This window comes from Polaromonas sp., assembly GCF_013817205.1.
GTDB lineage: Bacteria > Pseudomonadota > Gammaproteobacteria > Burkholderiales > Burkholderiaceae_C > Polaromonas.
The window spans coordinates 1-21446 of sequence record NZ_JACDDD010000067.1; the positions used below are offsets into that span (position 1 = coordinate 1).

15 protein-coding genes and 1 pseudogene are annotated in these 21446 nt (G+C 61.9%); 12 read left to right on the forward strand and 4 right to left on the reverse strand.

The window, feature by feature from the left end; translation table 11 throughout:
- The first annotated feature begins 1048 nt into the window (after window positions 1-1048).
- The 9 genes from H0W47_RS14260 to H0W47_RS14300 all read left to right on the forward strand — a co-directional run bounded on the left by H0W47_RS14260 (window position 1049) and on the right by H0W47_RS14300 (window position 11162).
- Complete coding sequence (locus H0W47_RS14260; RefSeq protein ID WP_367265411.1) at window positions 1049-1753, forward strand: SET domain-containing protein; 705 nt, start codon at window positions 1049-1051, stop codon at window positions 1751-1753.
- Window positions 1754-1766: 13 nt separating this feature from the next.
- Window positions 1767-2621 (forward strand): biotin--[acetyl-CoA-carboxylase] ligase, encoded by an 855-nt coding sequence (locus H0W47_RS14265; protein ID WP_296925537.1) that lies wholly within the window; start codon window positions 1767-1769, stop codon window positions 2619-2621.
- Window positions 2615-3295, forward strand: coding sequence for an SPOR domain-containing protein (locus tag H0W47_RS14270; RefSeq protein ID WP_296925538.1), 681 nt, complete (start codon window positions 2615-2617; stop codon window positions 3293-3295). The genes H0W47_RS14265 and H0W47_RS14270 overlap by 7 nt, the downstream gene beginning before the upstream one ends.
- A 459-nt stretch (window positions 3296-3754) precedes the next feature.
- Entirely contained in the window at window positions 3755-4054 is a 300-nt protein-coding gene (locus H0W47_RS14275; RefSeq protein WP_296925540.1) for a response regulator, read from the forward strand.
- Between the two features lie 40 nt (window positions 4055-4094).
- On the forward strand, window positions 4095-5351 hold the full coding sequence (locus tag H0W47_RS14280) for an MFS transporter (RefSeq protein WP_296925543.1): 1257 nt from the start codon (window positions 4095-4097) through the stop codon (window positions 5349-5351).
- A 243-nt stretch (window positions 5352-5594) separates the two neighbouring features.
- A complete protein-coding gene (locus H0W47_RS14285; protein WP_296925545.1) occupies window positions 5595-5846 on the forward strand; it encodes a GlsB/YeaQ/YmgE family stress response membrane protein in 252 nt (83 codons plus the stop codon).
- Between the two features lie 15 nt (window positions 5847-5861).
- A complete protein-coding gene (locus H0W47_RS14290) occupies window positions 5862-6659 on the forward strand; it encodes a transglutaminase family protein (protein ID WP_296925547.1) in 798 nt (265 codons plus the stop codon).
- Between the two features lie 401 nt (window positions 6660-7060).
- The gene (locus H0W47_RS14295) at window positions 7061-9838 is read left to right on the forward strand and encodes a PAS domain S-box protein (protein WP_296925549.1); all 2778 of its coding nucleotides are present in this window, start codon (window positions 7061-7063) and stop codon (window positions 9836-9838) included.
- Window positions 9839-10022: 184 nt separating this feature from the next.
- Window positions 10023-11162: a PAS domain-containing protein gene (locus H0W47_RS14300; RefSeq protein WP_296925551.1), complete on the forward strand. Its 1140-nt coding sequence runs from the start codon at window positions 10023-10025 to the stop codon at window positions 11160-11162.
- A gap of 15 nt (window positions 11163-11177) precedes the next feature.
- On the opposite strand, the gene H0W47_RS14305 is transcribed toward H0W47_RS14300, so the two are convergent.
- From H0W47_RS14305 to H0W47_RS14320, 4 genes are all read right to left on the reverse strand, one after another.
- A complete protein-coding gene (locus H0W47_RS14305) occupies window positions 11178-11558 on the reverse strand; it encodes a nuclear transport factor 2 family protein (RefSeq protein WP_296925553.1) in 381 nt (126 codons plus the stop codon).
- Between the two features lie 294 nt (window positions 11559-11852).
- Entirely contained in the window at window positions 11853-12602 is a 750-nt protein-coding gene (locus H0W47_RS14310) for an SDR family oxidoreductase (protein WP_296925555.1), read from the reverse strand.
- Window positions 12603-12819: 217 nt separating this feature from the next.
- Entirely contained in the window at window positions 12820-13959 is a 1140-nt protein-coding gene (locus H0W47_RS14315) for an FAD-binding oxidoreductase (protein WP_296925557.1), read from the reverse strand.
- 118 nt (window positions 13960-14077) lie between these two features.
- Window positions 14078-14548, reverse strand: a complete 471-nt coding sequence (locus tag H0W47_RS14320) for a hypothetical protein (RefSeq protein ID WP_296925559.1) — start codon at window positions 14546-14548, stop codon at window positions 14078-14080.
- Between the two features lie 494 nt (window positions 14549-15042).
- On the opposite strand from H0W47_RS14320, the gene H0W47_RS14325 reads away from it, so the two are divergent.
- The 3 genes and pseudogenes from H0W47_RS14325 to H0W47_RS14335 all read left to right on the forward strand — a co-directional run.
- Complete coding sequence (locus tag H0W47_RS14325; RefSeq protein WP_296925560.1) at window positions 15043-16773, forward strand: response regulator; 1731 nt, start codon at window positions 15043-15045, stop codon at window positions 16771-16773.
- Window positions 16766-19876 carry a response regulator gene (locus tag H0W47_RS14330; protein ID WP_296925562.1) on the forward strand — a complete coding sequence of 1037 codons (3111 nt, stop codon included), beginning with the start codon at window positions 16766-16768 and terminating at the stop codon, window positions 19874-19876. Before H0W47_RS14325 ends, H0W47_RS14330 begins: the two co-directional genes overlap by 8 nt.
- Window positions 19877-20327: 451 nt before the next feature.
- Window positions 20328-21287: pseudogene (locus H0W47_RS14335) on the forward strand (NERD domain-containing protein); the annotation flags it as partial.
- Between the last annotated feature and the right edge of the window lie 159 nt (window positions 21288-21446).

The following is a 21446-nucleotide window of genomic DNA, read 5'->3' on the forward strand; positions in this document are numbered from 1 at the left end:
TCGAGGCGGACGCAGACTCGGGCCAGCATCGCCAGAAAACCGGCTCGAACACTGTGCCGGTTTCATGTTGTGAACTCTTGACTAGCAACTCTCGCTGCGGCGGGGGTTATGCAGACCTTCCCTAGGGTGTAAGTTCGCAATAGCTTTTACGCTGTCGCACCTGCTGCAAGTCTGCGTGCTTTCGCACTGCGGCAAATCTTGAACCGCTATGACACACGTTACATGCGCCCATTTGCTTTTTGCAGCTTCCTCTACCCGCTACACCATGGCCCTTGCTTACGCGCAGGTTGCTGGCCCGAAGGCCAGCGGTGTATCGGGTTTACCTCGTTCCTCACGATGCCCCGTCGGTCGGCGAACCGACGAAAGGGGTTAGGGACGTTCTCTCCGCCGCGTGTACTGAGGGAACGAATCAGAGTTCATGACAACTGATTCCAGACGCGATACCGTTTTGGTCACAGCTCCCACGGTTGCCCGTGGACACAAGTGTTAGCTGTTTGGTTATTACGGCGGTTAGACGAACGTTCACATATGTTTCCCGTACCCTTTATCCCGGCCACTCTTTCTGGTCTTGCTCCCAGAAATTCCCCAAAGTCGCCTTTGGTTTATGCACGTTGCCGCGCAAGTGGTTTATCTATGGCTCCGCACCCCCCAGTTGCCCGGGACGCACGCATAGTCGAGATCACGCTGTTCCAAGCGTGGTTTCAGTAGAAAAACAAGACACCATGAGTTGGTGTCACCTATTCGGATCTTTTGTCCCAATGCGGGCAAAACAATTTCGCTACAAAATGTAACTTGTCGTTCAAAAGAGACAGAAAACAGCTTTAAGGGCTGTTTTGCACTGACCGAACCCGTTGCGGGATGGTCATCAATGCATTCGCGCAGGGGCGGATTACATTGTGTTCATTGCAGTTTTCATCGTATAGAACCTAGGCTCTACAGAGGTAAAATGCAACTCTTGGCTTCTAAAGTGAAGCTGACTACAGGCGACTTCGAGTCGCACCATGAATTAACCATACCAAAAAAAGCCGTCGTGTCAAAAACTCAGGTCTTGCCCCCCTCTTTCGACCCATCTTCCAGCCCGCCGGCCAGCCCCGCTTCCACCGCCGGCCGGCGCATCCAGACCCGCGTTTCAGGCGTGCACGGCAAAGGGGTGTTTGCGGTGCAGGACCTCGCCGAAGGCGAGACCCTGATCGAGTACATCGGCGAAGTCATCAACTGGAAGGAAGCGCTGCGCCGGCACCCGCACGACCCCAAGGACCCGAACCACACCTTCTACTTCCACATTGACGAAGAGCATGTGATCGACGCCAAACACGGCGGCAACTCCTCGCGCTGGATCAACCACAGCTGCAAACCGAACTGCGAAGCCGACGAGCAGGACGGCCGCGTCTTCATCAAGGCGCTGCGCAACATCCCCGCCGGTGAAGAGCTGTTTTACGACTACGGCCTGATCATCGACGCGCCCTACACAAAGAAGCTGCTGGCCGAGTACCCCTGCTGGTGCGGGGCCAAAAACTGCCGCGGCACGCTGCTCGCGCCCAAGGACGACAAACCGGGTAAAAAAGGCAAAGAGGGCAAAAAATCCCAGAAGTCCAAAAAGTCCAAGGCGGCTGACAAGCCGGGCAAGGACAAAAAGAAGGCCCCCAAGGCCGGCAAGTCCGTGAAGCCGAAAAAAGAGTTCAAAAAGGAACTCAAGAAAATCCTCAGGCAATCCGGAAAAACCGGCAAGCCTGCAAAAGACAAAAAGTCCTGAGCCCGCTGCCGCCGTGAGCCCTGCCGCCCCTATCCGCTGGCCCGCCGAGGCCATCTGGCAAGCCGTGGCGCCGGTTTTGCCCGGCTTCACGGTCGAGGTATTGCCCACCATAGATTCCACCAACACCGAGCTGATGCGGCGTTTCCGGGCCATCGGGCCGGCTGCCGCCGAGCCGGTATTGCTGGTGGCCGAACAGCAAAGCGCCGGTCGTGGCCGCATGGGCCGCGCCTGGCACAGCCGGGCCGGTGACAGCCTGACTTTTTCGCTGGGCATGGCGCTGCAGCCGGCGGACTGGTCTGGCCTCTCGCTGGCCGTCGGCATCAGCATCGCCGAGAGTCTGCAGCCGCTCGTTCCCGCAGCGGATCAGCCGCGCATCCGCCTGAAATGGCCCAACGACCTGTGGCTGGTCGACGCCCGGGACGAGCGCAAGCTGGCTGGCATTCTGGTCGAAACCGCAAGCTGGGGCGAGCTGCGGTATGTGGTGATCGGCGTCGGCATCAATGTGCGCGCGCTGACCCTCGACGCGGCGGCCGCCGACGGCCAGCCTGCGGCGCTGGCACCGGCTGCGCTGCAGGACATCCGGCCGGACGTGGAAGTAGCGCAGGCGCTGCTGCTGGTCGCCGCACCGCTGGTGCAGACGGTGCAGGCTTTCGGCTTGTTTGGATTCGCGCCGTTTCAGGCACGTTTCGCGGCGCGTGACGCGCTCGCCGGACGCGCCGTGCAACTGTCCAACGGCACCGAAGGCATGGCCCACGGCGTTGGCGAAAACGGCGCCCTGCTGGTGCATACTGCGGCTGGCATGCAAGAAATCACCAGCTCCGAAGTCAGTGTCCGGCCCCTTGCGCAGCGGGGCGCCCGACCATGCTGAGGCTGTTGGTACTGGTGCTGGTGCTGGCCAACGCCGCTTACTGGGCCTGGTCGCAAGGCCTGCTGGCCAGCTACGGCCTGGCTCCGGCGGTGCAGACCGAGCCGCAACGCCTGGGCACGCAGATCCGGCCCGAGGCGATCCGCCTGCTGACGCCGGACGAAGCCAGAAAAATCGAGGCCGGTCCCGGCCTGGTGGCGTCTGGCCCTGCCGGCGAAGCGCCAGCTCCCGAGTGCCTGCAGGCCGGCCTGTTCAACGAGGAGCAGACCGCCAGCCTGCGCAGCGCGCTGGAAACGGCCTTGCCGGCAGGAAGCTGGCAGTTTGAGAGCAGCGTCGAGCCGGCGCGCTGGATTGTCTACATGGGCAAATACAGCACCGACGAGGCCTTGGCCAAAAAGCGCGGCGAACTGCGCCAGCTCGGCGTTGCCTTCCGCGCGGTGACCAATCCGGCGCTGGCGCCTGGCCTGGCGCTGGCCAGCTTTGCCACGCAGGCCGATGCCGACCAGGAACTCGCGCGTGTCGCCACCAAGGGGGTGCGCACGGCCCGGGTTACGCAGGAGCGCCCGGAGGCGCGCGGCCAAATCCTCAAGCTCGCTGCCGTGGACGCGGCTCTGCGCGCAAAACTTGATGCTCTCAAGCCGCAGCTGACCGGCAAGACGTTGCAGTCCTGCTCCTGAACCACGGGGCGGGCTGGGCAAGCCCTCGGGCAGTGTTGCACGCTCTCTGGAACATAAAACCGCGGGGTTGCGCCTTGCCCTGACTCGAAGTCCATCGGTTTTATTTGTTCCATCAAGCATGCAACACTGCACCCGTTACTCCTTTTTTGATAGCTGCTGACGCCCGCCCAACAAGGGCTGAGGCCACTTTTTGTTTCAAAAATGTCAGCTCCTGCCTACAAACGCAGGCGGCGATAGCCGTCCTGCCGTGGTCGGCCAGCTGGCTAGCGTTGAAAGATTCGAAAAAAAATCGGGGGCAGACAGCATGCTGATCAACACTTTTCTGGTGGAAGACCGCGCCGAGATGCGCGACACACTCATCCAGTCCATGCACGAAGTCGCCCCTGCCGCTTTATCGGACATGCCGGGAGAGAGAGTGGGGCGAGTCGGTGGCTGCTGGACCACGCGGATGACTGGCAGTTGGCTATCGTCGACCTGTACCTGGCCGATGGCTCGGGCTTCGGCGTGCTCAAGCAGTGCCAGCAACGCCGCCCCGGACAAAAAGTGGTGGTGCTGACCGGCTATTTCCACGAGAACATCGTGGGCAAATGCCTGGCATTGGGCGCCGACGACGTCTTCGACAAAACCGGCGAGCTGGAAGACCTGGTCGAGTACTGCCGGGTCTTGGCTGCCGGCCTGGACTTGGCGGCCGCGCCAGCGGGCTGGGCGATTGAGCCCTTCCGCCGGCCCGCTGATACCTCCCGCAGTCCCGCGCCCTGACCCGGCGGCGTTACGGCGGCCATCGTGTACCCTTGCCGCCATGCATTCCGCCCCCGCGCAAGCCAGCCGCCTGCCGCCCGCTCCCGCTTCCCACCGTGACACCTGGACCATGCTGCTGGCGCTGACCACGGCGTTTGCGCTGAGCCAGTCCTGGCGCAGTGTGGCTGCCCTGATGGCAGCGCCGTTGCAGAGCGACTTCGGTCTGAGTCCACAGGCCCTGGGCCTGTTTGCCGGGGCCTTTCACTTTGCCTTCGGCGCCATGCAGCTTTTCATGGGCATAGGCATAGACCTGCATGGCGTGCGGCGCACCGTGCTGACGGCTTTTCCCGTCGCTATTGCCGGCTCGGCCGTGTCCGCCATGGCCGGCAGCTACGGCATGCTGGTAGTCGGCCAGGTGCTGATTGGCATCGGCTGCGCGCCGGCCTTTCTGGTCTGCACTGTGTTTATCGCGCGCAACATGCGGGCCGAGCGCTTCGCCGCGATTTCCGGCATCACCCTGGGCCTGGGCGGCATCGGCATGTTGCTGACCAGCACGCCCCTGGCCTGGCTGATCGAAGCCTCGTCCTGGCGCATGGGTTTCTGGGTGCTGGGCGCTATGGCAGCGCTGTCCTGGCTGCTGATCTGGGCGCTGGTGCACGAGCCGGCACCAGCCGAGCACAACATCCATCCCAAAGAGTCGGTGCGCCAGGCGTTGGCCGGCTTTGGCGCACTGTTCACTCTGCCACACACCCTGGGCATCATGCTGCTGGCCTGTGTGGGTTATGCCTCCTTCATTGCGCTGCGTGGCCTGTGGCTGGGCCCGCTGCTGATGGAACGTCACGGCTTCTCGCTGGTGCAAAGCGGCAACGTCGCGCTGGTGATGTCGCTCGCCTCGCTGTTTGGCCCGCCGCTGTTTGGTTGGCTGGACCCCGGTCCGCTGCACCGGCGCCGCTGGATCACCGGGCTCACGCTGCTGCTGGCCGCGCTCTTCGCCGCCTTTGCCATGACCCACAATACCGTGATCGACGTGGTCGGCCCGGTGGTGATCGGACTGCTGTCGGGCTTCATGGTGCTGCAGTACGCCGACGTGCGCGCAGCCTACCCGGCGGCCATGACCGGCCGCGCCATGGCGGTCTTCACCATGGCGATCTTTCTGGGCGTGGCTGCCGTGCAGTGGTTCACCGGGCTGGTGGCCTCAGTCGCGGCCAGCAATGGCGCCGAGCCCTACACCGCCGTGCTGGCGGCGATTGGGCTGCTGCTGGCGCTGGGCGCGCTGGCCTTCATCGCGCTGCCGCAACCGCCCCGGGGTGGGAACTGAGCGCTCACGTGCTGCGTTTTTGATAGCTACCCACGGAAGTCTGACGGGGGCCGACGGGCAATTCGACGTGTAAATCCGGAGACTTCCGGGAGGCAATGGCGGGTGCTGCAGCGTGCGTATCCGCATGGTCCTACACACGGCGCCTCAATTTTCCGATAGGCCGATTGCGGCGCGCGATAGATGCTTTCTTGTCTTCGGGCCAGGCCCGTGACATCAATTCATTCAACTTTTTGAAAGACCATCATGGGCATTCTCTGGACCATCCTCATCGGCCTCATCGTCGGCATCGTCGCCAAATTCCTGATGCCCGGCCGCGACCCGGCCGGATTCATCATCACTGTGATCATCGGTATCGTCGGCTCGGTGGTCGCCACCTACCTCGGCCGCTTCCTCGGTTTTTACCAGGTCGGTGAGTCGGCCGGCTTCATCGCTGCCGTGCTGGGCGCCATCCTGCTGCTGTTCATCTACCGCATGGTCACCGGCAAGCGCGCCTAAAAATCCTTCCTGGCGATGAAACTCAGGGCCACCTGTGAGCTGACGGTCAGCACGGTTGGCAACTGTCCCATCGTCGCCATGCTGCGCCCGCGCAGCGGACAGGCACAGTGGATCATCAGCGACCGCTATGCGCTGGATCCCTGGGTGCCCACCACCGAATACGTGGACGGCTACGGCAACCTGTGCCAGCGCCTAGTGTTGCCGCCCGGCGAGATGAATATCGACGTCGAAGTGGTCATGGAAGTGGAAGACCAGATCGCCGTGCAGCCCGATGCGCCGCACACGCCGGTGGCAGAGTTGCCCGACGATGTGCTGAGTTATCTGCTGCAAAGCCGCTACTGCCCTTCGGACAAGATGGCCGAGAAGGCACGCGAGATCGTCGGCGACACCGCTCCCGGTTATGCGCAGGCCGAAAAAATCCGCGCCTGGATAAACACCAACCTTGAATATAAATACGGCGTCAGCGAAGCTACCACTGATGCGATGGACACCATGGGCCACGGCGCCGGTGTTTGTCGCGATTTTGCGCATGTCGGCATTGCGCTGTGCCGTAGTCTGCAGATGCCGGCGCGCATGGTGGTTGGCTACCTTCATAAGCTGAATCCGATGGACCTGCACGCCTGGTTCGAGGTGTTTGTCGGCGGGCGCTGGTACACCTTTGACGCCACACAAAGGCAAGCGCGCGGCGGCCGCATCGTGCTGGCCTATGGGCGCGACGCCGCCGACGTGGCCTTTATATCCGACTACGGCGCGCAACCGCTGGAAGTTACCCGCATGAAGATTGAGGTCGCTGCCGTCGCAGAGCCGGCCTGAGCCAGCTGACGCCGGTTCAGGGCGTGGTTTTCTTCTCGCCCCGGTTCTGGGCGCCCGTGGGCGAATTCGGATTTTTTTCCGGCTTGTCTGCAGACTTTGCAGAGCTTCCGCCAGACTGCTTGGCAGGGTGGTTTTTTCCGCCGTTGTTGTCTTTGCTTGATTGAGGCATGGTCATCATCCGTGGTTAAAACCTCACGCTAGGCAGCCGCCGCAGGCGTGCCTGTCAGCCATGGCAGGAAGCCCTGTAGGACGCGGGCGTGACCGCCCCATAAATCACCTCGCGCTAGGGATTACCCCGTCAAAAGCCTGCTTGCGCGCGCAGTCAGAGAGAAGAAAATTAATCCATACTGACTACAACACCCGGCAAGCCAATAGCGGTGTCAGACCGGCGAGAGAACACAATGAAACAAGTGCAGCCGAAAACGCCGCCACCGCAGGGCGCGCAAGATCTGCAGGACCGCCTGCAGGCGCTGACGCGCCTGAACGAGGAGTTGCAGCAGAAATTGCAGCAACAGACTGCCCGGCTGGACGTGTACGAGCGCGCTGCGGGCAATGCAGCCAGCGACGACCAATTCACAAGCGCCTTTGAAAACGCCGCGATTGGCATGGCTGTTCTGGGCACCGACTCGCGCCGCCTGCGCGTCAACCGCGCGTTTAGCGAGATGTTTGGTTACTCGCAGGACGAGCTGGTGGCGCCAGACTCACCCGACGTCACCCACCCTGACGATGTGGCCGAAGACATGCTTCAGCGCCAGCGGGCGCTGGCCGGCGAGATAGAAAGCTACCATCGCGAGAAACGCTACCTGCACAAGTCGGGCAAGGTGATCTGGGCCACGCTGACCTGCTCGCTGGTGCGCGATGCGCAAGGCAAGGCACTGCACTTCATCTCCCAGGTGCAGGACATCACCGAGCGCAAGCATGCCGAGCAGGATTCGCGCGAGAATGAGGAGCGCTTTCGCGCACTGGTCGAGATGTCCAGCGACTGGTTCTGGGAGCAGGACGAAAATTTCCGCTTTGTCCAGATTGCCGGGCAGATCAGTGACATGGGCGCGATCACCAGCAACAGCAGCATCGGCAAGCTGCGCCGTGATCTGCCCTATGTCAACATGGACGACGCCGTCTGGGCGACGCATGAGGCGCAGCTTGAGCGGCGCGAACCCTTTCGCGACTTTGAAGTCACTCGGCTGGACGGCAAGGGCGAGGTGCGGCACCTCTCAATCAGCGGCGTGCCTATCTTCGATGCCTCCGGGCGCTTCACCGGCTACCGCGGCACCGGCCGCGACAACACCAGCATGCGGCGCGCTGCCGACGCGCTGCGCGCCAGCGAGCAGCGCCTGCGCGAGATCACCGACACCCTGCCGGCGCTGATTGCCTATGTCGACAAGGACCGGCGCTTTCACTTTCACAACCGCGCTTATGAAGAGGTGTTTGGCGTGACCCGCGAGCAGATCGACGGCAAGACCATGCAGGAGCTCATGGGAGATGAGTTTTATGAACGGGTGCGTGCGCGGGTTGATGAGGTCCTGTCGGGCTACCCCGTGGTGTATGAGCGCACGCAGACCACGGCGCGAGGCGACCAGCGGGACTATGTGATCAACTATTTCCCGTGCTATGGCGAGGGCGCTGACGAGGGCGAGGTCATCGGCTTTTATTCGCTGGGTACCGACGTCACCGAGCTCAAGCGCATCGACCGCATGAAGAGCGAGTTTGTCTCCACCGTCAGCCATGAGCTGCGCACGCCGCTGACATCGATTCGCGGCTCACTGGGCCTGGTGGCCGGTGGCATGGCCGGCAAGCTGCCCGACACCGCCATGAACCTGATCGGCATCGCCAAGAACAACTGCGAACGCCTGATCCGGCTGATCAACGACATCCTCGACATCGAAAAAATCGAGTCCGGCAAAATGAAGCTGGACCTGCAACCCATGGCGCTGATGCCGCTGATGACACAAGCCATCGCCGCCAACGAAGGTTACGGTCTGGCCAACAACGTCACCTTGGCGCTGCACTGCGACGAGACCGACCTGCAGGTGAACGTGGAGGCCGACCGGCTCACACAGGTGGTGACCAACCTGCTGTCCAATGCACTGAAGTTTTCGCCGCCGGGTGGCACGGTGGATGTGCATGTGATCCGGGCCGGGCTGGGCGTACGGGTGGAGGTGCGCGACCACGGGCCGGGTATTCCCGACGAATTCCGCACGCGCATCTTCCAGAAGTTCTCGCAAGCCGACTCGTCAGACACGCGGCAAAAGGGCGGCACCGGCCTGGGCCTGAACATCTCGCGCGCCATTGTCGAGCGCATGGGCGGCACCGTCGGTTTTGACACCCTGCTGGGTGAAGGCTCGACGTTTTTCTTCGAGCTGCCGGAGTGGCGTGAGCCGCCCACGCCAGTGGCCGCCCCCGCGCCGGAGCGCCCGCGCATCCTGGTGTGCGAGGCCGACGTCGATGTGGCCCGGCTGATCAGCATCATGCTGGACAAGGCCGGTTATGACTCCGACCTGGCGCACAGCGCCGACCAGGCCACTGCCTTGCTGGCATCCCGCCGCTACGACGCCACCACGATGGACCTGCGCCTGCCCGGGCAGGTCGGCGGTGCCTTCCTGCACGGTCTGCGCGAGAACGAAGCCACACGCAAGCTGCCTGTCATCGTGATCTCTACGCTGGCGGGCGACGGGCAACTGCAGCTTGACCACAAGCCCTCGACAGTGACGGACTGGCTGACCAAGCCGATTGACGAGCGACATCTGGTTGCCGCCATGCAGCGCGCGATGGCCGAGCTGCACGGCCGCAAGCCACGTATCCTGCATGTCGAAGACGATGTGGACATCCAGCACATCACCGAAGGCATTGCGGCCGATTTCGCCACCTTTGAATTTGCCGGCAACCTGAGCCAGGCGCGAGCCTGCCTGCGCGCGCAGGCCTTTGACCTGGTGCTGTTGGATCTGGGGCTTGGCAAGGAGTCCGGCTGGGACCTGGTGGAGATGATCGACAGCCTCAAGCCCCGGCCTGCGCTGGTGGTGTTTTCTGCCAGCGAAGTGCTGCCCAGCTCCAAAACCCGCGCCGACGCGGTGTTGCTCAAGGCATCGACATCGAATACAGAACTGCTGCAGACGATTCAGCGCGTGCTGAGAATACCCGCCGCCCCGCCTGCCGGCGGGCCGGCGGAGCTTACGCCCTGAAGTTCTCTACCGCGAGCTGTTATTCACCGGTGCCAGACCCGAGTTTTGCTATTGTTTTGATAGCTAACAGCGCTTGTTGCATGAGGGCTGGCGACCGATTTGACCCTTAACTGGCCATGCCACCCTCATTCGTCACAATTCCCGGCAAGGCGTGTTGTAGAGTTGCCTCTGACAAAGGAGCGCCATGAACAATAGTGAAAGCGGGCTACCCGAGCCCCTGTTGCTGCAGCGGGCCATTGCATCGAGCCATAACGGCATCACCATCGGGCGTGTGGACAAGGGCCAGATTCCACTGATCTACGCGAACCCGGCCTTCTACCGCCTCACGGGTTACGGCCCCGAAGACGTCATTGGCAAGGACTGCCGCCTGCTGCAAGGCACGCAGACCGAGCAGGCGGGCCTGACGACCCTTCGCGCAGCGCTGCGGCAAGGCACGCAAGCCACCGTGCTGCTGCGCAACTACCGCAAGGACGGCAGCGAGTTTCTCAATGAATTGACCGTGTCACCGGTGCTGAACGACAGCGGTGCGCTGACGCATTACGTCGGCGTTCAGAATGACGTCACCGCACGCGAAAACGCAGCCCGCGCCATCGCCGCCCTGAACCTTTCGCTGGCCCAGCGTGGCGAAGCGCTGCAGCTGGCCAACGAAAGCCTGCGCTCCTTCTCATCGTCCGCATCGCATGATCTGCGTGCGCCGTTGGCTTCCATCAAGGGGTTTTGTGCAGCCTTGAGAAAATCGGTCGACGCGCCGGGCGACAGCCGCGCTGAACACTTCATGACGCGCATCGAGGTCAACGCCCAGCGCATGGAGCAACTCATTGAAGCCCTGATGGAGCTGGCCCGCTCCACCGCGAGCGAGCTCAGCACGGCGCCCTGTGACTTGTCGCAGATGGCGCGGGAAGTGGTGGAAGCCCTGCGCAGCGCTTCCCCGGCGCTGGAAGTTGCCGTGCAGATCGAGCCCGACCTGAGCGCCGAGGGCGACCCCGCCCTGCTGCGCTCGGTGTTGCAAAACCTGCTGGGCAACGCCCTCAAATACTCGTCCAAAACGCCGGACGCCAAAGTCCATTTTGGGCGCGAGCCGGGGGCCTGCGGCGAGCCCCGTTTTTTTGTGCGCGACAACGGTGCGGGTTTTGACATGGCAGGCGCCGGCACCCTGTTTGGCACCTTCCAGCGTTTTCATGCCGAGGCCGAGTTTCCCGGCACGGGCGTCGGGCTGGCCACGGTGCGCCGCATCGTCACCCGCCATGGCGGTGTGGTGTCAGCCGAGTCGGCGCCGGGCCAGGGGGCGGTGTTTTACTTCACCCTCGGCACGCCGCGGGGCTGAGCCGCGACGCCGCCCTCAGGGCTGCGCGGGCACCGGCGTGCGTTGCGCCGGGTCGTAGAAAAACGTTTCCTCGGCGATACGCTCGCCCTCCCAGCGCTGCCAGGCCAGCTCTTCCATGCGTGTGGTGCTGCCGTCGGCCCAGGTGAAGTTGAAGATCCAGCGGATCACCACCTTGTCGCCGCTGATGAACACCGGCCGCACACATTCAGACGTCAGCGACTTCGCGCGCGCCATCACCTTGGCCTCGCCCGCCATCAACGCATCGCGGCCGCGGCGCGGCGGCGCCTGGTTCTCCTGCATGCTGGCGTCGGGGGTGTAGAACTCGGCAATGGCTTCGGTATGCGCGTTCTGCTCAACGCGGGCCACAAAACGTTCGACGGTTTCAAGGGTGGGCATGGTACTTTCCAGGGGTGTGGCGTCGGCTCAATTTGCCAGACGCTCTGATTTTAATAGCTGCTTGCGCTTGCTGGACGGGGGCTGGAGGCCAGTTTGATGCATAAAACGCCGCTCAGTCCTTCGCTCAGTCCTTGTAGCTGGCGTCGATACGGTCCAGCTTGCGCAGCAGCGCTGGCCACACGAAGGCGCCGCCTATGCCGCACGCGCGCACATAAGCGCCCGAGCTGTCATCGGCAGTCCAGATCTCGTGGTGACCTGTAACGCTGAATCAATGAACGTCACTGATTCAGCGTGCTAAATTGCGCTGAAGCCGCCGTCCAGCACCAGCTCGCTGCCGACCGCAAAGCGTGACTCGTCGGACGCCAGGTACACCGCGGCCTGTGCAACTTCATCGGGCGTGCCAAAGCGTTGCGCAGGCGTCTGTGCCCGCAGGCCGTCTTCCATCTTCTGCAGCTCGTCAGCCGGCATGCCCAGCTTGCCGTAAATCGGCGTGTTCACCGCGCCGGGACTCAGCGCGTTGACCCGGATGCCGCGCGCGATCAGCTCGCCCGACAAGGTGCGCGCCAGCGAGATCAGGCCCGCCTTGGTGGCCGAATAGACGCTGGAAGTGGGCATGCCCACGTGCGCAACGACCGACGCCGTCAAGATCACCGAGGCCGGGTTAGCCAGCACCGGCAGCAAGGCCTGCATCAGAAAAAACGGTCCTTTGAGGTTGACCGCCATCGAGCGGTCATAACTGGTCTCATCCCACTGCTCCAGCGGTTTGAACACACCGATACCGGCGTTGATAAAAGCCACGTCGAGCTGGCCCAGCGTGTCGGCCAGCTGTTGCGCCAGCTGCTTCTGTGCCCGCACATCGCCGGCGTCGATCTTGAGCACTGCTACCTCGCTGCCCAGCTCCCGGCGCGCCTGCGCCAAGGTGTCGTCATTGAAGCCGGTGACCACCAGCCTGGCGCCTTCTGTCAGAAATTGTTTTGCAGCAGCCAGGCCTATGCCTGTGGTGCCACCGGTGATCAGTGCGCGTTTGCCATCGAGTCTGTTCATGAAAATCCTGTTGTGTGCGTAAGGCTTGAAGCCGGAAACGCAAGTTTGGGTTTTCATGCGGGTGCTGGCTCGCCGCATCCGGACGCGTCATTGAACCTCCTCAGGAAGAAAAGGCGGGGTGCTCCGCATTAACGATTAAACGCTCCTGTTTTGATAGCTGTATGCGCTTACAGGACGAGGGCTGAGGCCCGATTTCGTGCTGAACCGGCAGGGGCAGCTATGCCACTGGCGTGCGCAGCCGCGACGGCGAGAGCATCGCCTCCATCAACCCAAAGCCGGCGATACGCTCCGGCAGCGGCAAGCCGCGCGCGAGTGCGGCGCAGGCTTCGCCCATCGCGGCCGAGGTCTGGATGCCGTAGCCGCCTTGCGCGGCCAACCAGAAGAAACCCGGCGCCTGCGTATCAAAGCCACCGACCAGATCGCCGTCCGCCACAAACGAGCGCAGCCCGGCCCAGGTGCGCGTGGGGCGGCGGATGGTCAGGGTGGTCATCTCCTCGATGCGGTGAATCGCCATGGCAATGTCCAGCTCTTCGGGCTGAATGTCTTGCGGCGCCACCGGGTCGGCGTTGGCCGGGGAGCCCAGCAGCATGCCGGTGTCGGGCTTGAAGTACCAGCCTTCGTGGATGCCCCCCGTCAGCGGCCAGGCACCCGTGGGCGTGCCCTCTGGCGGCGCAAAAATGAAAGCAGAGCGCCGACGCGGCTCCAGGCCGATGGTCTGGACGCCCGCCAGCGCGGCCACCACGTCGGCCCAGGCGCCCGCCGCGTTGATGACCACTGGCGCAGCATAGGCCTGCCCGCCGGCTTGCACTTGCCAGGCCTTGCCCTCCTGCGCCAGCGCTGTGACCTCGGCATTGCAGACAACTTTGCCGCCCGCGCGGCGCAGCCCGCGCAAAAAACCCTGGTGAATCGCATCGACGTCCATGTCGGCGGCGTCGGGCTCCAGCACCGCGCCCAGCACCATCTCTGGCCGCAGCACCGGCACCAGCGCGCAGGCTTCAGCGCCACTCAGCAGCCGCGCATGCGGCGTGACGCTGCGGAACACCTCCCACTGTTCGGCCAGCATGGCCTCTTCGCCATGCGTGGCCACCATCATGGCGCCGCGTGGCGAGATCAGCGGGTGCTCAGCGAAGCCTTCCGGCGGGTTGGCAAAAAAGGCGCGGCTGGCCATGGTCAACGCCCGCACCTGGGGCGTGCCATAACTTTCCATGAACAGCGCCGCCGAGCGCCCGGTGGAGTGGTAGCCGGGCTGCGACTCCCGCTCCAGCACGGTCACCCGCCCATGCGGCGCCAGCCAGTAAGCCACCGAAGCACCGGCAATGCCGCTGCCAATGATCAGAAAATCGGTTTGTTCAGCCATGGTGTGGCATTTTCATCCACGTTGAGCCATCTTGCAGTTGCTCTTCTTTTGATAGCTGCTCGCGCTTGTCAGATAAGGGCTAGAGGCTGATTTGATGCATAAACCCGGCTCGCTACTGCTACTGCCCCTGCTCCTGCTGGCGGCGGCGCTCAACGGCGCGCCTTTTGCGCTGCCGGTCCAGAAACCACGCCAGAAACGGCAGCAACACCATGGAGCCCGGGATCGCCCAGACGAACAGGTAAGGGCTGACCGACGAGGCCGAGCGCACCATGGCCTTGAGCTGCACTTTTTCTTCCGGCGTCCAGGTGCCGCCCTTGCGCTGCTTCATCAGCAAGGGCCACGCGCCCTTCATGTGCGCCAGCTCTTCGCGAAAGCGGCGTGTCTCACGATGGTTGCTGGCCACCATTGAGGCCACCCAAACCGGCGCACGCTTCATCTTGGTCTGGAAGTGCGCAGTGCTGTCGGGGTCAAAGACCGGCTGCTCGGTGACCACCGTCATCTCGACTACCGCCACCTCCACCGTCGTCACGCCGGGCTCGTCCGGAAGCACGATGTCGGGGAGGGTGGTGGCGCGCGGCATTTGGGTCATGACGCAATTATCGGGCCGGGGGATGGCGGGTCGTGTCGGAAAACAGCTTGACGCGGCAGGGCGCCGGATAGGTGTGGCGCCAGCCCGGAACGCGATCTCACCTCACACCCGTGTGATTTATTTACTTCGGGCTTTACCGCAAACAAGCCGCATATTCGGCGAGCGCATTGCCAACTTTGGTCATTCCCCATGCCACGAATGATTGAGCAGCAGGCCGTTTCCCACGCTCTGAAATTGGCTGATCAGCACCTCAGCCCTTCAGTCTCCGGGCGACGGGGGTATAAGCGACGGCACAGAAATTGCGGTAGCTCGGATTCCTTTACTCGGGGTTTTCGAGTGATTCCTCCAGACGCGGACCCGGCACTTCAGCAAAATTAAGTGAAGTATTTACGTTTGACCCACTTTTTGACTGAGTGAATAAGGGGCGCGACAAAACAAACGTTTACATTGTGTAACGGAGTCTCAAGGAATTTCGGATAAGCAAAGGTGTACCAATGGAATCTGCGCATATACCCCGGCCAGCCCAACAACACGTCCTGATTGTTGAGGACAGCAGCGTCCAGGCGATGGTGCTTCACCACATCCTTCAGGAAGAGGGCTACCTGGCCACAATTGCCGTCGATGGCAAAAGTGCTCTTGAGATGGCGTCCAGGCTCAGGCCGGCACTGATCATCAGCGACGTCAATATGCCCGGCATGAGCGGCTACGAGCTCTGCCGGCGCGTCAAATCCCACCCCGAACTTTCGCTCACGCCGATAATTCTTGTCACCAGCATGTCCGAGTCCGAAGATGTCTTGCTGGGCCTGAAAAGCGGTGCGGACAGCTTTGTCATCAAGCCTTACAGCCGCACCCACTTGATGGCCCGGATTGCGCACGCATTGAAGCCTCGGCCTCAGACTTCGCCAGAAGAAAACGCTCCGCCCATCGCCATCGAATTTAATGGCCACATGCACGCCGTCAGCGCCACGCGTCGCCAGATTCTTGATCTGCTGATGTCGACCTATGAGGCAACCTCACAGCGTAATCAGGAACTGCACGAAAGCCGTGAACAACTGCGCATAAAAACGCAAGAGACCCAGGCCGCTAACCGCTTTCTAGATTCATTAATTGAAAATATCCCGGACATGATTTTCGTGAAGGATGCTGCGGACTTGCGGTTTGTCAGCCTCAATACGGCTGGCGAAGAGTTGCTGGGCCTTCCCCGCGCCGCCTTGTTGGGAAAGAACGATTACGACTTTTTTCCAAAGCACGAGGGAGATTACTTCACGGCCAAAGACCGGGAAACCCTCGCCGGAGGCAAGCTGATTGAAATTGAGGAAGAGCCAATCCACACCGTGCACAAGGGAATCCGCCTGCTGCATACGAAGAAGGTCCCGATCACCAACTCTGAAGGTGTTGCCACCCATTTGCTGGGTATTTCAGAAGACGTCACAGACCAGAAAGAGCTGGAAAAACGCTTGGCTGAGTTGCATGATGCGCTGGCCGCTCGGGCCGAAGAACTGGAAGCCGTCAACAAGAGCCTGGAGAGCTTCACGTGGGCTGCAACCCATGACCTTCGTGGTCCCCTGAGCGTCATTGGCGGATATTTGGGGCTCCTTCAAAAGAGCTACGGAAGTACGATGGACGACAAGGGCCAACGCTACTTGTCGATGATCGGCGCCAGCGTCAAGGGGATGGCCAAGCTGATTGATGACTTGCTCGACTTTGCGCGTGCGGGCGTGCGCGAGGTCAGCAAAACGCAGGTCGACATGAACCACCTGCTGAATGGCGTGGTCACGTCTTGGATGCAGGCCGACCCGGCACATGCGGGGGTGACGCTACGCATCGATGAACTTCCTCCCACCCATGCGGACCCTGCACTGATCGAGCAGGTCTGGGTGAATTTGTTCTCCAATGCGGTGAAGTACAGCCGCCGGCAAGACAAGCCGCTGATTGAGATTCGGGGGGAAGAGACCGGCGATGGGGTGACCTACTCCATCCGTGACAACGGGGCGGGCTTTGACATGGCGCAGTACGACAAGCTGTTTGCCATGTTCCAGCGGCTGCATGTTGACGTCGACTTCGAAGGCATCGGCGTCGGCTTGCCGCTGGTGCAGCGCATCATTTCGCGCCATGGCGGGCGAATCTGGGCGGAAGGCGCCGTCGGTGCCGGGGCAGTGTTTTACTTTTCGCTGCCGTCGCAGGACACGGCCAGACAAGCGGTGAGCGCTGCCCGGCATGCCTGAAGGTCAGGCGCACAGCCCGCCCGCGGCCTATGCGGCGAGCGCCCGTGTGACCCTGCTGATTCGTTTGTGTTCGCTGTTCACGGCGAGCATTGCCCTTCTTGCGTTTGCCGGCTGGGTGTGGGACTTTCCCCTCTGGAAAAGCGTGTTTCTGGAAGCGGTTGCCATGCGGCCCAACACGGCTTTGTGCCTGTTCACGGCGGGAATTGCCCTGGGTTGCCAGACGACGGATTCGCCGAAGATCCGCTGGGTCGGCCTGGCGCTCGCTGTTGCGTTCACCCTTTTGGTCGCCGCCACGCTAAGCCAGGATATCTTCGATTGGCATTTGGGTATCGACGAATTGTTTTTTCGGGACGCCGGCAGTGCCTACAACCGCGTGACCCCCGGTCGTATGTCGCCCTTTGCAGCCGTGCCGCTGATTGGCATAGGTTTGGCACTGGCAACACCGCCGCTAAGAGTTCTGCAACCCCTGCGCTACGGATGCGCGGGCACGGCCATGCTGACAGGGATTGTTGCCCTCATCGGTTATGCCTGGGACGCACGCGAAATCACGACTGATATGGTTCTTTCACCGATTGCTGTGAACACGGCCGCCGCACTCCTGGCGGCAGGCCTGGGAATGGCCGCCGTAGTGCGCCGCGACGGTAGGGACCTGTCCGCAATCGCTCACATCGTGACATCGCTTGAGTTTCGAGTCATTGCGGGCTTTGCAGTGTCCGTCGTCCTGCTGCTTGTTGGCGGCGGTCTCACGTACAAGTCAACGCGGGTCTTTGCCAACGCGGCGCAGCTTGTCGCCGACACCCAGCAGGTCAAGGTCGCGCTTGGCCAACTCCGTGGCGGCATCACCAACGCCGGGTTTGAACAGCGCAGCTATCTGATCACTGGCGAGGCGGCGCACTTGGCCAACTTCCGCAAGCTCAGCGCCCAATTGACCCAGCAGGGGTGGGAAATCGCCACGCTGCTGGGCGAGGGTCCGCATAGTCAGAAGGATGCGCGCAACTTGGTTCCGCTGATCGAAACGACGCTCGACCATCTCGACAAGGCAGTTGACAGCTACCGATCGCAGGGCTTTGAAGAAGCCCGTAAAGTGGTCGCCAAGGGCCAAGGCGTCGAGTCAGTTCGGTTGCTGCACGCGCAACTCGACAGCATGGTGGCCGTGGAAGACGCGCAGCAGGCGGAGCGGAAGCAGGTGTCTCAGCGCTTTCTTCGCGTCATGCTCATTTGGATGTTTGCAACACTGGTCGTCGCGGTGGCGATGTTCATCCTGCTCTACCGCAGCATCCGGGTTTCCATGCGCAACGCAGCCCTGGCCAAGCAAGACATGCTGATAGCGAAAAATGCCGCTGAGGCAGCGATGGCGCAAGCCGAAACTGCGAACCAGGTCAAGAGCACGTTTCTGGCGACCATGAGTCATGAGATCAGGACCCCCATGAACGGTGTTCTCGGCTCGCTCGAACTGCTCAGCCTCTCGCCGCTCAATGGCTCACAACAGGGCACGCTCAAAATCGTCCGCGAGTCCAGCCGCACGCTGATGCGCATCATCGACGACATTCTGGATTTTTCGAAACTCGAAGCTCACAAGCTGACCATCTGTCCGGAGCCCACCAGCCTGGCGCTGCTGCTGGAAGACCTGCGCAACACTTACCTGAGCAACGCCAGCAACAAGGGACTGCCGATCAACGTCCATCTCGACCCGGCTTTAAGCCCCGCGCTCATGATCGATGCCGACCGCCTGCGGCAGATTCTGAACAACCTGGTGAGTAACGCCGTCAAATTCACAGACGCCGGAAGAATCGATATCAGGGCTGAGCTGGTGGCGCGTGAACAATCTCGGGAGCGAGTTCGTTTTTGCGTGACGGATACGGGGATCGGCGTTTCGCTGGAGCAACAGGCCAAACTTTTCAAACCCTTTGCCCAGGCCGAAATCGACACCGCGCGCCGCTATGGCGGTACCGGCCTTGGCCTGTCGATCAGCATGCGGCTTGCGGAATTGATGGCTGGGTCATTGACCATGCAAAGCGAGCTTGGCCAGGGAACGACGATGTCCCTCGAAGCGGTGTTTGAAACAGCCGACCCTGCGCTCCTGTCTACCCCCGAAATACCGACCGGGGTGCGGGTCGGATCCCGGTACGGGGAACGCGCTATCAGCGCGCCAACGGTGGCGCAGGCAGAAGCCTCGGGCAGGCTTGTGCTGCTGGTGGACGACCATCCGACGAACCGCCTTTTACTCGGGCGGCAGGTCAACCTGCTGGGATACGCGGTGGAAACTGCGAACGATGGTGTTGAAGCGCTGAAACTATGGGAATCCCGGCGATTTGGCTTGGTGCTGACCGACTGCAATATGCCCCATATGGACGGCTATGAACTGACCCGGGCCATCCGGGCGCTGGAAGCCGCTGGCCGGAGCGGGCCCCGCTGCCCCGTCATCGCTTGCACTGCCAACGCACTGCGCGGCGAAGCGGCGGTCTGCCTGGAGGCGGGCATGGACGACTACATCACCAAACCGGTGGAACTTAAAGACCTGCTGGCAATGCTTCAGCGCTGGCTTCCCTTGCCAGCAACATCTATACCCCAACCAAACCCAGAGGCTCCCGCGGCAATGCCACAGGAAGCGCGACTCGCCCACGGCGCCACGCCGGTCAGCCCCATCGATCACCATGCGCTGGCTGAGATGACTTCGGGCAATACCGAGCTGGAGCACGCGATATTCGCGGAATTCCAGCGCGCCAGTGAGGGCGACATGGCGCGTCTGTCCGAGGCCCTCAGTAGCCGGGGCCTCACAGCAACAAAAAGCGTGGTTCACCTGCTCAAGGGCGCGAGCGCCATGATCGGGGCGGTGGCGCTGGCGGATGCCTGCCGTAACGCGGAGCTTACGGCGCAGTCAGGCGACTGGACGGGAATTGAGAGAGACATCGCCCGCATGCAGGCCGAGGTGCATCGCCTGAATCAGTACTTTGCGGCACGTCAAGAAACAGAGGGCGCAACTCAGATCCCCCTTCAAAAGAGGAGTGCCCTGCAAGGGCAAGAGCTCAGTGGCACCACGTCAATCACCGAGAACCACCAAGTCTCGGCGGCTTCGTCATACAAGCGGCGGAGCGGCGACTGAGCGTCAAAGCTGGCAAGCGAAACTTTCATGACAACCCCTTGGAGCGACAGCTACCGTGCCGCATGACGAGTACCGCCTTTTTGCGCAGTAATTCAGCACCAAACAATAAGGTTACATTGCTCTGTTTTTGATAGCTGCCTGCGCTTGCTGGACGGGGGCTAGAGGCTGATTTTATCCATAGGCCGGGCTCGCTACTGCTCCTCGAAATTTGAAGGATCCCGTGGCGGCCCGGTGACATAGACAAGTGCGCCACGGCGGCGGCATCAATCCCGCTCCGTCCATCCCATTTGATTGGCACGCGGAAGCCCATGCACCGTGTGATTTATTTACCTCCGCTTTTGCCCATCAACGTTGGTCACACACGTCAGACCGGCCTCAAAACCTCTGGCCTTGTGCAGCGTTAGCAGCGAAGATCCCTGTCACAAAGTGTTAATGGATAGTGACTTCCCGGATGGCAACCCTTATCCCCTCAATAGGAACTTCTGCGTTTGACTCTACGGGCGAGCGGCGCCTGGCTGAGCGGCTGGAGCAAAAGCTCGACGCTGACTACCTGCTGTGGCACAACGTGCCCATTGGCCCCAAGCAAACCTACCCCGACTTTGTGGTGCTGCACCCCCGCCACGGCCTTTTGGTGCTGGAGACCAAAGACTGGCATTTAGAGACCATTCGCCACGCCACCCGCCAATATTGGACGATTTTGAGCAGCGGCCAGCCTAAGGTCGTCATCAACCCGTTGGCGCAAGCGCGCCACTGCGCCATTCAGGTCGTGAACGCGCTGGAGCGCGACCCGCAACTGGTGCAAGCCGGCGGCCCACACCAAGGCAAGCTGGCTTTTCCATGGGGGCATGGTGTGGTGTTCACCCGCATCACACGCAAGCAGTTTGATGCAGCAGGCCTGGGCGAAACCATTGCCGCCAACTACGTCATCTGCAAAGACGAGATGGAAGAGTCCGCTGACCCGGAAGCGTTTCAAGAACGGCTGTGGAACATGTTTGCGCACCGCTTTGGCGGCGCCATGAGCCTGCCGCAGCTGGACCGCGTGCGCTGGATCATGTTTCCCCAGGTGCGCGTGCAAACCACCGGCGACTTGTTTGACGACAGCGACGCAGACGCCGAGCTGCCCGACATCATGCGGGTGATGGACATCCAGCAAGAGCAACTGGCTAGATCCCTGGGCGATGGGCACCGCGTTATCCATGGCGTAGCGGGCTCTGGCAAAACCATGATCTTGGGCTACCGCGCGGAATATTTGGCCAAGGCGCACACAGCCACTTCAAAACCCATATTGATTCTTTGCTACAACGAACCGTTGGCAGTGAAGCTGCAGTCTGTGATGGAAGCGAAGGGGCTGAGCGACAAGGTTCATGCGCGCCACTTTCATAAATGGTGCCGCGACCAGCTCAAGGCCTACAACCTGCTGCCCACCGCAAAGATGGATACCGACAAACTCATGGAACTGAATCGCCCCGGGAATTGAGGAGGCTCCAACCTTTGAGAAGATGGAGCCATGAAGAAATCAAACAAGTTTTCCCCCGAAGTACGCGAACGCGCGGTCCGTATGGTGCAGGAG

What these genes read in the sequence shown, in the direction of transcription:
- H0W47_RS14270 (WP_296925538.1), top strand. Translation starts at nt 2,615, where the DNA reads ATGCTGAGGCTGTTGGTACTGGTGCTGGTGCTGGCCAACGCCGCTTAC.
- H0W47_RS14280 (WP_296925543.1), top strand. Translation starts at nt 4,095, where the DNA reads ATGCATTCCGCCCCCGCGCAAGCCAGCCGCCTGCCGCCCGCTCCCGCT.
- H0W47_RS14285 (WP_296925545.1), top strand. Translation starts at nt 5,595, where the DNA reads ATGGGCATTCTCTGGACCATCCTCATCGGCCTCATCGTCGGCATCGTC.
- H0W47_RS14290 (WP_296925547.1), top strand. Translation starts at nt 5,862, where the DNA reads ATGAAACTCAGGGCCACCTGTGAGCTGACGGTCAGCACGGTTGGCAAC.
- H0W47_RS14295 (WP_296925549.1), top strand. Translation starts at nt 7,061, where the DNA reads ATGAAACAAGTGCAGCCGAAAACGCCGCCACCGCAGGGCGCGCAAGAT.
- H0W47_RS14300 (WP_296925551.1), top strand. Translation starts at nt 10,023, where the DNA reads ATGAACAATAGTGAAAGCGGGCTACCCGAGCCCCTGTTGCTGCAGCGG.
- H0W47_RS14305 (WP_296925553.1), bottom strand. Translation starts at nt 11,558, where the DNA reads ATGCCCACCCTTGAAACCGTCGAACGTTTTGTGGCCCGCGTTGAGCAG.
- H0W47_RS14310 (WP_296925555.1), bottom strand. Translation starts at nt 12,602, where the DNA reads ATGAACAGACTCGATGGCAAACGCGCACTGATCACCGGTGGCACCACA.
- H0W47_RS14315 (WP_296925557.1), bottom strand. Translation starts at nt 13,959, where the DNA reads ATGGCTGAACAAACCGATTTTCTGATCATTGGCAGCGGCATTGCCGGT.
- H0W47_RS14320 (WP_296925559.1), bottom strand. Translation starts at nt 14,548, where the DNA reads ATGACCCAAATGCCGCGCGCCACCACCCTCCCCGACATCGTGCTTCCG.
- H0W47_RS14325 (WP_296925560.1), top strand. Translation starts at nt 15,043, where the DNA reads ATGGAATCTGCGCATATACCCCGGCCAGCCCAACAACACGTCCTGATT.
- H0W47_RS14330 (WP_296925562.1), top strand. Translation starts at nt 16,766, where the DNA reads ATGCCTGAAGGTCAGGCGCACAGCCCGCCCGCGGCCTATGCGGCGAGC.